This is a genomic window from Amycolatopsis sp. NPDC052450 (assembly GCF_044547565.1).
Taxonomy (GTDB): domain Bacteria; phylum Actinomycetota; class Actinomycetes; order Mycobacteriales; family Pseudonocardiaceae; genus Amycolatopsis.
In genome coordinates, this window is record NZ_JBIUAQ010000060.1 from 1 (window position 1) to 11644 (window position 11644).

General features: G+C 68.2%; 9 protein-coding genes. 4 read left to right on the top strand and 5 right to left on the bottom strand.

The window, feature by feature from the left end; all coding sequences use genetic code 11:
- Positions 1-177 precede the first annotated feature (177 nt).
- The 5 genes from ACIHAO_RS42765 to ACIHAO_RS42785 all read right to left on the bottom strand — a co-directional run bounded on the left by ACIHAO_RS42765 (position 178) and on the right by ACIHAO_RS42785 (position 5986).
- Positions 178-615: an SgcJ/EcaC family oxidoreductase gene (locus ACIHAO_RS42765; RefSeq protein WP_125785201.1), complete on the bottom strand. Its 438-nt coding sequence runs from the start codon at positions 613-615 to the stop codon at positions 178-180.
- 12 nt (positions 616-627) lie between these two features.
- Positions 628-1800 (bottom strand): acyl-CoA dehydrogenase family protein, encoded by a 1173-nt coding sequence (locus ACIHAO_RS42770; RefSeq protein ID WP_396568052.1) that lies wholly within the window; start codon positions 1798-1800, stop codon positions 628-630.
- Between the two features lie 76 nt (positions 1801-1876).
- A complete protein-coding gene (locus ACIHAO_RS42775) occupies positions 1877-3280 on the bottom strand; it encodes a cation:proton antiporter (protein WP_396568054.1) in 1404 nt (467 codons plus the stop codon).
- Between the two features lie 12 nt (positions 3281-3292).
- Positions 3293-4537, bottom strand: a complete 1245-nt coding sequence (locus ACIHAO_RS42780; protein WP_396568056.1) for an NAD(P)/FAD-dependent oxidoreductase — start codon at positions 4535-4537, stop codon at positions 3293-3295.
- Positions 4538-4597: 60 nt separating this feature from the next.
- A complete protein-coding gene (locus ACIHAO_RS42785) occupies positions 4598-5986 on the bottom strand; it encodes an NAD(P)/FAD-dependent oxidoreductase (RefSeq protein ID WP_396568058.1) in 1389 nt (462 codons plus the stop codon).
- Positions 5987-6190: 204 nt separating this feature from the next.
- Here ACIHAO_RS42785 and ACIHAO_RS42790 point away from each other — a divergent pair, with 204 nt between their 5' ends.
- From ACIHAO_RS42790 to ACIHAO_RS42805, 4 genes are all read left to right on the top strand, one after another.
- Entirely contained in the window at positions 6191-7585 is a 1395-nt protein-coding gene (locus ACIHAO_RS42790) for an NAD(P)/FAD-dependent oxidoreductase (RefSeq protein ID WP_396568060.1), read from the top strand.
- Positions 7586-7604: 19 nt separating this feature from the next.
- The gene (locus ACIHAO_RS42795; RefSeq protein ID WP_396568062.1) at positions 7605-8990 is read left to right on the top strand and encodes an FAD-dependent oxidoreductase; all 1386 of its coding nucleotides are present in this window, start codon (positions 7605-7607) and stop codon (positions 8988-8990) included.
- 266 nt (positions 8991-9256) lie between these two features.
- Positions 9257-10231 (top strand): alpha/beta fold hydrolase, encoded by a 975-nt coding sequence (locus ACIHAO_RS42800; RefSeq protein WP_396568064.1) that lies wholly within the window; start codon positions 9257-9259, stop codon positions 10229-10231.
- Positions 10232-10353: 122 nt separating this feature from the next.
- Positions 10354-11304 carry an NAD(P)-dependent oxidoreductase gene (locus ACIHAO_RS42805; protein WP_125792112.1) on the top strand — a complete coding sequence of 317 codons (951 nt, stop codon included), beginning with the start codon at positions 10354-10356 and terminating at the stop codon, positions 11302-11304.
- Positions 11305-11644: the final 340 nt, after the last annotated feature.

Consider the following 11644-nt stretch of genomic DNA (forward strand, 5'->3'; position numbering starts at 1 on the left):
GCCCCCCCACCGCGCCCCGCCACCCACCCACCCGCCACGTGCAGAAGTCCGTGAGGGCCTCCTTCCCTACCTTCAGGGTAGGGAAGGAGGCCCTCACGGACTTCCGGCCCGCGGGACCCGGACAGGGCGGAACCCGGGCCCAGAGGAGGGGAGGCCCGGGTTCCGAGGAGGGGAGGGTCAGGCGGCCGTGCCCGGTTTGGGCAGCTGCTGCTTGGCCGGGGTGTTCTGATAGGACGCCAGCTGCCAGCCGCCGTCCCGTTTGACGACCGTCCACGAGGCACGGATCGACTGGGAGTCGGCGACCTCGGTCTCGCCGGGGCCGAGCACGCCGCCCTGGGTGATCAGGACGCCCGAGTCCGGGGTGAAGAACCGGATCTCCAGCGGGCGCCCGGTGACCTGGGTGCCCTTGTAGTTGCCCTCGAAGGATTCCACGAGGAACGACCGGATCTCGTCGCGGCCCTTCTTGTAGACGCCGGGGAGGATCATCGTGCCGTCTTCGGTGAAGACGCCGGCGAAGGAGTCGGCGTCGTGGTAGGCCCACGCGGCGATCACCTTCTGGGTCAGTGCCGCGATCGCCGCCTGGTCGGCGGCGGTGCCGGTTTCGGTCGTGGTCATCGGCGGATCCTCCTAGATGTAAAGGGTGTTGGGCTCGAGCCCGCAGAGCACGCGGCCGTACAGCTCGGTGTTGGTGTTGGGGTGCATCAGCGCGTGGAGGTTGACCGCGGCGACGTCGCGGGCGATGCGCTGGATCGGGATGCCCTGGTAGACCGACGAACCGCCGGAAGCACCGGCCAGGATGTCGATGCCTTCCTTGGCGAGGCGGACCACGGCGCCGAGGTCGGCCCGCGCGATCGCGCGTTCCTCGAGTTTCCACGGCGTGCCGTCCGTGGTCTTCCGGTCGACCAAAGTGGACAGACGATGCGCGTGGAACTCGGCCTCGTCGATCTTCAGCGCCGATTCGGCCACCTGGTGGTGCGTGATCGGGGCTTCGCGCTGGGAATCGTAGGCCGTGTAAGTGATCTTGCGATCCGGCAAGCGCTTGAGGAAAGTGTCCTGCGCGCCCTTCGCCATCCCCACCAGCGTCCCCACCGAGGACGCCGAGGCGACCGGAAGCAGCGGCGCCCGGTAGATCGACGCCGAAGCGGCGGCGCCCTGACCTTCCAGCACCGCGGGCAGCGGGAGCACCCGCTCAGCCGGGATGAAGACGTCCTGTGCCACCGTCGACACGCTGCCGGTGCCGCGCAGGCCCGAGGTGTCCCAGTCGTCCACGATCAGCAGGTCCGAGATCGGCACCAGCGCCATGATCGGATACGGCTCGCCCTCCGGCGGCACGAGGATCGCGATGATCTCCTGCCACTGCGCGTGCAGTGCCCCGCTGATGAAACCCCATTTTCCGTTCACCACGACCCCGCCGTCGACCGGCGCGGCCATCGCGGTCGGGCTCAGCGTGCCGCAGACGCGGACGTCCGGGGTGGCGAACACCTCGTCCTGCACGGCTTCCGAGAACTGGCAGGCCATCCAGGTCGGGATCCAGTACACCGAGGCCACCCAGGAGGTGGAGCCGTCGGCGCGGCCGATCTCGGTGGCGACGTCGACCAGGGTCCGGGTGTCGGCTTCGTAGCCGCCGTAACGCTTGGGGCGGCGCAGTTTGAAGACGCCGGCGTCGGCCAGTGCCTCGATGGACTCCTCGTGCACCCGCCGGTTCTGTTCCTGCCAGTTCGAGTGCTTCTTCAGTGCGGGGGCGAGTTCGGCCACGCGGCGAACCAGTTCCTCCCGCGTCGGAACATCGGTGCTCGACACCTTGACCTCCTAGATCGTCGACTGTTCCAGCTTCGCAGCGGTCGGAAGGCGTCGCGTCTTCCTGCTTGCCGGTGCGTCAAGCTGCCGCACGTTCGGAGGTGCGGTCGAGGAAATTCACCACGTTCTGGCCGTCACGCCGGGCGAACCAGGTCGCCATCGGCGCCGCCATCGCGGTCGAGACCAGCGCCATGATCACCAGCATGGTGAACAGCGTCGGGGACAGCACGCCGAGGTCGAGCCCGATGTTGAGGACGACCAGTTCGGTCAGGCCGCGGCAGTTCATCAACGCGCCCACCTGCAGCGAGCGGTTCCAGTTCTCGCCGACCGCACGCGCGGCCAGCGCCGAGCCGCCGAACTTGCCGGCGACGGCCACCAGCAGGATCGCGCCGCACCAGAGCCACGCGCCGCCGCCGGAAAGCAGGCCGATGTCGGTGCGCAACCCGCTGTAGGCGAAGAACAGCGGCAGCATCAACGCCGTCGTCAGCCCACCGGCCTTGTCGTGCAGCCAGGTCGCGATCGGATTGTCCCTGGGGAAGACCACGCCGAACACGAACGCGCCGAACATCGCGTGCACGCCGATCCACTCGGTCGCCATCGCGCACACCAGCACGCCGACCACCGAAAGCGGAGCGGCCTTCTGCAGGCTCGCCACCGGGACCCGCGTCACGAGTTTCCGCAGCAGCGGCCGGACGACCAGGCCGAGCAGCGCGACGAACGCCGCCGTCAGCAAGACCGTCAGTACCACTCCGAACAGCGAAGACGCGGTGGTCAGCGCGATCACCAGCGCCAGCAGGCTCCACGCGGTCACGTCGTCGACCACCGCGCAGGTCAGCGTCACCACGCCGATCTCGCTGCGGAAGAGCCCGATCTCGTGCAGGATCCGCACCAGCACCGGCAACGCCGTGATGCTCATCGACACGCCGAAGAAGAGCGCGAACGGCAGGAATCCGCCGCCGGGCGGGGCGAACCGGGTGTATGCGAGCATGGCGAGCCCGACGCCGAGCAGGAACGGCAGCGCGATGCTGACGTGGCTGACGACCAGCGCGAGCCGTCCGCGCCCGCGCAGCAGCCGGGTGTTCAGTTCCAGCCCGGCGAGGAAGACGAAGAAGATCACGCCGAGTTGTGCCACGACGTTGAGCTGCGGCACCACCGACGGCGGGATCAGCACGGCCGCACCCGAAGGCCACAGCGCGCCGAGCACCGACGGGCCGAGCAGGACGCCCGCGGTGATCTCGCCGATCACCGCGGGCTGCCCGATCCGCTGGGCCAGCCAGCCTGCCACCTTGCAGACGCCGACCACCACGGCGATCGCCAGCAGCAGTTGCGCCAGCGACGGCCCGGACGGCGTCTTCGCCGTGGCGACGATGTCACCGTCGTCGCCACGGGCCAGCAGGATGATCGCGACCACGACGGGCACCACGACCAGTCCTAGGTAGACACCCAGCGCCCGGTACCCGGTGCGGGGTTTGTTCTCCACCATTCAGCTCCCCGCTCAGGGTTCGGTGACGTTCGCGATCAGGTCGTCGAGACTGATCTTCAACAGGGGATGCTTGCCCGACAGTCCGGAGACCAGCGTGACGAAGTCGACGCTCGGCGCGTGGAGCTGCTCCGGGTCCACGACCTCCTGCGCGAGGTCGTAGTAGTACTCCTTGTACTTGGTCCGGTCGTAGAAGCGCTCGACGAAGTTGCGGATCTCGTCGAAGAACGCGCGGTAGTTCCCGGCGTACCGGTCGAGAGCCTTCTCCTCGATGGCCGGGTGTTCCAGGATCTGGTGGACCACTTTGGACAGTGAGCTGCCAGCCAGCGTCGCGAGCGCGACACCGGTGGAGAACAGCGGGTCGACGAACGCGGCCGCGTCACCGACGAGCACCCAGCCGTCGCCGTAGAAGGTTTCGTTGGTGTAGGACCAGTCCCGCGCCGTCCGGTATCCCGCGTGCTGACGGGCGTTGGCCAGCAGTCCCTTGAGCCGGGTGGTCTTGTCCCGTTCGCTCAGGAAGAGCTGTTCCAGCGACTGGTCGTCCGCGTTGGCGAGGTCCGACTTGGTCACGTAGCCGACACTCATCGTGCCCTTGTCGATCGGGATGCCCCAGAACCATCCGTCGGCGGTGCCTTCGATGAGGATGTTGGTCCACTCGTCACCGGGCAGCCGGTCGCAGTTGTCGTAGTAGGTCCAGACCGCGACGTTGCGGAGCTCGTTGTGCCAGGTGATGTCGCTGAACTTCCGGCCGATCACGCGCGACTGGCCGGACGCGTCGACGACCAGCGAGGCGCTGGCCTCGTAGTCGCCTGCCGAACCGCGCAGGGTGAACCGGACGCCGGTGACCCGGCCGGTGTCGGACTGGAGCACGTCCTTGACCGTCGTCTCCTCCACGACGTACGCGCCGAGTTCGCGGGCGCGGTCGAGGATCAGCGTGTCCAGGTCGGCGCGGCGGGTGTGGTAGGCGTAGGTGCCCTCCGCGGCCTTCATGAACGAGAAGTTCCATGGCACGTCCCGGTTCCCCCACACCAGGCTGCCGCCGTACTTGCGTTCGAAACCGCGCGCCTCCATGCGCTCGAGCAGGTCGAGTTCCTGCAGCGGGCGCATCCCGACCGGGATCAGCGATTCGCCGATGTGGTAGCGGGGAAACCGTTCGCGTTCGAGGACCAGGACCGTGCGCCCCTCCTTCGCGAGGAGACCGGCGCAGGTCGCGCCCGCCGGGCCGCCACCGATGACGATGACGTCGAACCGCTCGGGCATACCGTGAAGCGTGGCTGACATGAGGACCCTTTCCCTAGGCCGGTGGAGGAGTGGCGGCGCTCACGCGCGCCGGATGCCGATCTGCGGCTCATAGCTCAGGTACAGCCCGTTGATCGCCTTTTCGGGCTTCTCCGGCGCCTGCTTGTGCTCGTGGACGCGGTTGAGGTTGTCCAGCGGGTTGTGCTTGCCGCTCTCGTCGCCGAGCAGGTGACCCTGGATCCGGCGGTAGACCTCCTCGGTGTCCTCGAGATCGGCGATACCGGTGACGAACCGGTCGAACGCGGCCTGCACGTCCATTCCCGCCCAGTCCTTTTCGGACAGTTGCTGCGCGCGGAAGAAGTGGTGTTCCTTGCCGCGGTAGCTCTCGTAGAAGGTGGACACCAGCACCAGCAGCCGCTCGTAGGCGCGGCGATACACGACCTCGTAGAAGTCCCATGCCTCGGGTTCGCTGATCTCACCGCGGATGACGCTGCTGATCGCGGCGGTGCCGATCAGCGCGCTGTAGGTGCCCAGGTGCACACCGGTCGAGAGCAGGGGGTCGAGGAAGCAGGCGGCGTCGCCGGCGAGCAGGTAGCCGGGGCCCTGGAACTGCTGGGCCGCGTACGAATAGTCCTGCTCCACCTTGACCTCGGTGACCTGTTCGGCCTCGACCAGCAGCTGCTGTATCGCCGGGCAGTCGCCGATCGCCTTGTGGTACACCGGATCCACGCCGCCGAGTTCGTTGCGCGCGGCGTTGAACGAGTCCCGGCCGGTGACCAGTCCGACGCTCATCGTGCCGTCGGGCAGCGGGATCCCCCAGAACCAGCCGTCGCCGACCGAGGCGACGGTGATCGCGCCACGCGGACCGCGGTCGAGTTCCTTCGCGTCCTTCCAGTACGACCAGGCGGCGACGTTGCGGAACACGTTGTGGAACTTGCGGTTCTTCAGGTACTTGGTGGCCATCACGCCACCGCGGCCGGAGGCGTCGACGAGGTAGTCGAACTCGATCCGGCCGGCGTTGGCCTGGTTCTTCGCCTCGGCCCAGTGGGCCGCGACCGGGCGGTCGCCGTCGAAGTCGAGCTTCTTCACCGCGATGCCCTCGTGGACCTCGACGCCGACCTCGCGCGCGTGGTCGAGCAGGATCTTGTCGAAGTCGGCGCGGATGACCTGCCACGCGCTGGTGCTGCCGTCACGGCCGTGCGGCCGGAAGCGCACCTCCCACTCTTCGGGTCCCCAGAAGTAGTAGGCGCCGCCCTTGGGCTGGAAGCCGGCCGCCGCGATCTTGTCCCAGACGCCGAGGCGTTCGAGGATCGGGCGGCACGAGGGCAGCAGCGATTCGCCGATGTGGTAGCGCGGGAAATGTTCCCGCTCGAGAAGGGTGACTTCGAATCCCTCTTTGGCCAGCAGCCCGGCAGCGGTGGAACCCGCCGGTCCGCCGCCGATCACGAGGATCCGGGTCTTTGCGCGCATGACACCTCTCCAACAACGCCGACAGCCGGAATTACTTGATCGAAGCTAACAACCGGGAATGGAGAGCCGCTCGAGAACACGTTGCCGCACAACGCTTTTGGAGACAGCAGTCGAAGAGACGCTCCCCGGCCTCCGGCGGACGACGATTCTTCACGTGTCGGACTCCGACGGCCCGGCCGACTACCCTATTGGAGGAATCCCGCGATGGGCGAATACCTTGGCGAACGCGCCGTCGTGCTCGGCGGCGGTATGGCCGGCCTGCTGACCGCCCGCGTACTTTCGGAACGCTACCGCTCCGTCGTGATCGTCGAGCGTGACACGATCGTCGGCGTCGCCGGGACCCGCCGCGGCGTGCCGCAGGCGCATCACGCGCACGCGCTGCTCGCCCGCGGCCAGCAGATCCTCGAAGACCTCTTTCCCGGCCTGCAAGCGGAGCTGACCGGCAACGGTATCCCCAGCGGCGACCTGTCCGGCAGCCTGCGCTGGTACTTCAACGGCAAACGCCTGCGGCAGAAGAACTCCGGCCTGCTCAGCGTGTCCGCGACCCGCCCGGAACTCGAAGAGCACGTCCGGGCACGCGTCGTCGCGCTGCCGAACGTGGAGGTCCGCGAGCGCACGGTTATCCAGTCGCTGGTCGCCACCGGCGACCATTCGCGGGTCGTCGGTGTGCGGGTGACCGGCGACGACGCCGAACCCGAGACGATCCTCGCCGACCTGCTCGTCGACGCCACCGGCCGCGGCAGCCGTTCCTCGGTGTGGCTGGAGGAACTCGGCTACGAGCGGCCCGCCGAGGAGAAGATCAAGATCGACCTCGCCTACACCTCGCGGCTGTTCGAGCTGGACACCGACCCGTTCGGCGACGATCTGGCGATCAACCCGGTCGCCTCGCCCGCGAACCCGCGCGGCGCCTTCTTCGTGAACCTGCCGGGGAACGTCGCCCTGCTGTCGCAGACCGGCCTGCTCGGCGACCACCCGCCGCGTGACGCCGAGGGCTTCCTCCAGTTCGCCAAGACGCTGGACGCACCCGAGATCCACCAGGCCGTGCGCACCGCGAAGCCGATCAGCGAGATCACCAGCTTCAAGGTGCCCGCCAGCGTCCGCCGCCGGTTCGACAAACTGCGCCGCTTCCCCGAAGGCTTGCTGGTGATCGGCGACGGCGTCTGCGCGTTCAACCCGGTGTACGGCCAGGGCATGACGGTCGCGGCCATGGAGGCCGCCCAGCTCGCCACGCATCTCGACGCCGGTGGCGTGCGGCCGCTGCGGTTCTTCAAGGAGATCAGCCCGATCATCGACGTGCCTTGGGACATCTCGGCTGGCGGCGACCTCGCGTTCCCCGGTGTCGAGGGCCCGCGTCCGCTGAAGGTCAAGATGGGCAACGCGTACATGGCGAAGCTGCACTCCGCGGCGACCGTCGACGGCCGGTTCACCGAGGCGTTCTTCCGGGCCGCGGGCCTGGTCGACCCGCCGACCGCGCTGATGCGGCCGAGCCTGGTCGTCGGCGTGCTGCGCACCGCGCGGCGCGTCAAGACGGCCGAACCTCTCGCCCCCACCGCCACGATCGGCCAGGCTCCGCCCGCGTCCGGCGACCTCGCGGCCTGAGCACCAAGGAGCCATCGTCATGAACGAACCCGTCGGCAAACGCGCGGTGGTGATCGGCGGCAGTGTCGCCGGCACCCTGGCGGCGAGAGTGCTTTCCGAGTTCTACCGCGAGGTCGTGGTCGTGGACCGCGACGAGGTGCTCGGCGTGGACAAACCGCGGCGCGGGACCCCGCACACCTGGCACGCGCACGGGCTGCACGCGCGCGGCTACTTCATCCTCGAGGAGCTCTTCCCGAACCTGCTCGACGACCTGCGGGACTCCGGCGTCCCGGTCGGCGATCTCGCGCGGATGAAGTGGTACTTCAACGGGAAGCAGGTCATGCCCGCCGACAGCGGGCTGCCGTCGATCACGGCGTTGCGCCCGGTGCTGGAGCACCATCTGCGGCTGCGCACGGCGGCACTGCCGAACGTCACCTACCGCGAACGCACCGACGTCCACGGCCTGCTCGCCACGCGTGAGGGCAACCGGATCATCGGGGTCCGCGTGCAGGCGAGGGACGGCTCGCCGGAGGAACGCCTCGGCGCGGACCTGGTCGTCGATGCCTCCGGACGGGGTACACGCACGCCGGTCTGGCTGGAGGAACTGGGCTTCGAACGGCCGGCCGAGGAGCGCGTGAAGGTCGGGCTGGCCTACACCACCCGGATGTTCCGCAAGCGGCCGGAGATGTTCGGCGGCTGGCAGTCGATCAACCCGGTCGCCTCACCCGCGCATCCGCGGGGCGCGTTCTTCGGGCAGGTCAACGAAGACGAGTGCATCCTTTCGCTGACCGGCATCCTCGGCGATCATCCGCCGACCGACGCGCGCGGCTATCTCGACTACGTGAAGTCTTTGCCCGCCAAGGAGATCTACGAAGCGGTGAAGGACGCGCAACCGCTGATCGAGCCGGTGACGTTCAAGTTCCCGGCGAGCCTGCGGCGGCGGTACGAACGGCTCAAGCGGTTCCCGGAGCGGCTGTTCGTGCTCGGCGACGCGTTCTGCAGCTTCAACCCGGTGTACGGCCAGGGCATGACGGTCGCGTCGATGGAGGCGATCGCGCTGCGCGAGCACCTCCGGCGCCGGTCCGAACCGGACTCGCGGCGATTCCTGCGCGAGATCGGCAAAGTCGTCAACGACCCGTGGGACATCTCGACCAGCGGCGACCTGGACTTCCCCGGCGTGGAGGGAAAGCGGACGCTCAAGGTCAAGATGGGCAACGCGTACATGGCGAAGGTCCAGCACGCGGCGACGATCGACCCGGAGATCACGGCGGCGTTCATGCGGGTGGCCGGGCTCGTCGACCCGCCGACCGCGCTGATGAAGCCGGGCATCGTGCGCAAAGTGCTGCGGGCCAACCGGCGGCGTCCCGCGCCGGAGGCGACCGTGACGGAACTGCCCCGCCCAGGCAGCGAGTCCCGCGCGGCGTGACCGTGCCCTAGCGCGAACGGCGGTCTCGCGTGACTGGACGGACGACACAGGTGATCCGGCGGACGACACACGTGATGGGGTGGACGACTCGTGTGTCGTCCGTCTGATCACGTGTGCCGTCCGCTCAATCACGTGAGATCGCCGGTTCGGTACAGGTGGCCGTGATTGTTTTTCCTCCTCCGCAACAATCGAGATGCGTCTTTCGGCCCATCCGGCTGATCATTGAGGTGTCGATGACCATTTCCCTGGCGGTGGGAGAGAAATTCATGAGCAGGTTCAAGAAGGTCATGATCGCGCTGGCCGCGGTCGCGGCGGTGGTACTGCTGGGGGGCGCGGCGGCGGGAACCTCCGCGAATACGAGCTGGAGACATTCCGACGCGGCGCTCGCACGTTCGCTGCAGGGCGGATTCGAAAGCTCTCACGCCGACGTCAACGGCGTCCGGTTGCATTATGTCGCCGGCGGTTCCGGCAGCCCGGTGGTCCTGTTGCCGGGCTGGCCGCAGACGTGGTGGGCGTTCCACAAGGTGATGCCGGCGCTGGCCGCGAACCACCGCGTGATCGCCGTCGACCTCCGCGGGATGGGCGGCTCGTCGAAGCCGCAGGCGGGTTACGACAAGGAGACGATGGCCGCCGACATTTACGCGTTGCTCGCCAAGCTCGGGTACGCCAAGGCGGATATCGTCGGCCACGACATCGGTGCGATGGTCGCGCACAGCTACGGGATCAAATACCCGCAGGCGGTCGGGAAACTGGCGCTGATGGACGTGGTCGCGCCCGACAAGAGCCTCTACCAGCTGCCGTTGCTGCCCAGTGGGCCCGGCCAGTTCTCGCCGTGGTGGTGGACGTTCAACCAGCTGCAGGGCCTGCCGGAGCAGCTCGTTTCCGGTCGCTCGCGGTATCTGGTGGACGCGATGATCGACCAGCTTTCGGTGGCGCCGTCGTCGGTGAGCGACTTCGACCGGAACGTCTACGCGCGGGCCTACCACACGCGTGAGGCCGTCCGGGCCGGGAACGGCTGGTACCGGACGCTCAACCAGGACATCGCGGCCGGATCGTCGTACGGGAAGCTGACCATGCCGGTGCTCGGCCTCGCGGGTGAGTTCAATTACCAGTACTTCACCCAGGTGATGCCCGCCAAGGCGGCCGATCCGCAGGTGGTCAAGATCGCCGGGGCCGGGCATTACCTTTCCGAGGAACAGCCCGCTCAGGTCATCGGCGCGTTGCAGAAGTTCCTTGGCTGAATCCCGCTTTCCAATACTGCCTTTCGAGGCAGTATTGGAGGCGTCCCGGCTCACTCGCCGATGGGATTCTGCGAAAAGGAAAAGTCCTGGAATTCCCAGCCTATCGGGCAAAGGTGGCTAAAATGAAGGTTGGTGTTACCGGTGGCACCGGGTTCATCGGGCAGTACGTCTGCGAGGAACTCGCCGCGAGAGGACACACGCCGGTCGTGTTCGACCATCGTGGCGAGGGGGACGGCGGGCCGTGGGAGGTCATGCTGGGCGACATCCGTGACGCGACGGCACTGACCGAGCTCGCCGCGCATTGCGACGGGATCATCCACCTGGCCGCCGTGCTGGGCACCCAGGAGACGATCACCAATCCGCGCCCCGCGGTGGAGACCAACGTCATGGGCGGCCTGAACTTCCTCGAGGCCGTCGCCCAGTACGACCTGCCCGGCGTGTACATCTGCGTCGGCAACCACTGGATGAACAACAGTTACTCGATTTCGAAGACCACGGTCGAGCGGTTCGTCCGCATGTTCAACGCCGACCGCGGCACCCGCGTGAACTGCGTCCGCGCGGTCAACGCCTACGGCCCGCGCCAGAAGGCCGCGCCGCCGTTCGCCGCGGGCAAGGTCCGCAAGATCACCCCGGCGCTGGTCTGCCGGGCGCTGTCCGGCATCCCGGTGGAGCTCTACGGCGGTGGACGGCAGATCTCGGACATGGTGTGGGTCGGCGACGTCGCCCGCACCCTGGTGTCCTCTTTGGAGGTCGCCGCCGAGGGGCGGGTACTGGAGAACACGGTCGAGATCGGGCCCGCCGACTCGGTGACGATCCGCGAGGTCGCGGAGCTCGTCATCGGCCTGTGCGAGCAGCGCGGCTACCCGCGGGTCGGCATCACCGACCTGCCCATGCGCCCGGGCGAGACGCCGAACACGCCGGTCACGGCCGACGTTTCGACCCTGCTCTCCGTCGGCATCCAGCCGGAATCGCTGGTCACGCTGGAGGAGGGCATGACGAAGACTGTGGACTGGTACCTCGAGCACCGCGGCACCGCCTGGGACGTCCCCCCGGCCGGGCTCCGCGCGGCCTAGGTCCGCTCTCTGCGCGTGAAGGCCCCCTTTCCTCGGCTCAGCCGAGGGAAAGGGGGCCTTCACGCGCGTTGGGCTGGGTAGGGCGGCCGTTCCGTGAAGGACTCCTTGAGGGACCCAGAGTCCCTTAAGGAGTCCTTCACGGACTTCGGGGCCGGCGACCGAGAGTTCCCGGTCCTTCGCTACGTCGTCGGGCTGGTGCCGAGCCGCGATCCGGGGAGTGAGTCAGTCGCTTCCCGGTGTTGCGAAAGCCACTTTCGCAACCCTCAAGGTTGCGAAAGTGGCTTTCGCAACACCCCTGTACCGCCACCGCGAACCGGCGGCAGAACCCCACCCCCGGCCC

What these genes read in the sequence shown, in the direction of transcription:
- ACIHAO_RS42795 (WP_396568062.1), top strand. Translation starts at nt 7,605, where the DNA reads ATGAACGAACCCGTCGGCAAACGCGCGGTGGTGATCGGCGGCAGTGTC.
- ACIHAO_RS42790 (WP_396568060.1), top strand. Translation starts at nt 6,191, where the DNA reads ATGGGCGAATACCTTGGCGAACGCGCCGTCGTGCTCGGCGGCGGTATG.
- ACIHAO_RS42780 (WP_396568056.1), bottom strand. Translation starts at nt 4,537, where the DNA reads ATGCCCGAGCGGTTCGACGTCATCGTCATCGGTGGCGGCCCGGCGGGC.
- ACIHAO_RS42785 (WP_396568058.1), bottom strand. Translation starts at nt 5,986, where the DNA reads ATGCGCGCAAAGACCCGGATCCTCGTGATCGGCGGCGGACCGGCGGGT.
- ACIHAO_RS42765 (WP_125785201.1), bottom strand. Translation starts at nt 615, where the DNA reads ATGACCACGACCGAAACCGGCACCGCCGCCGACCAGGCGGCGATCGCG.
- ACIHAO_RS42800 (WP_396568064.1), top strand. Translation starts at nt 9,257, where the DNA reads ATGAGCAGGTTCAAGAAGGTCATGATCGCGCTGGCCGCGGTCGCGGCG.
- ACIHAO_RS42805 (WP_125792112.1), top strand. Translation starts at nt 10,354, where the DNA reads ATGAAGGTTGGTGTTACCGGTGGCACCGGGTTCATCGGGCAGTACGTC.
- ACIHAO_RS42775 (WP_396568054.1), bottom strand. Translation starts at nt 3,280, where the DNA reads ATGGTGGAGAACAAACCCCGCACCGGGTACCGGGCGCTGGGTGTCTAC.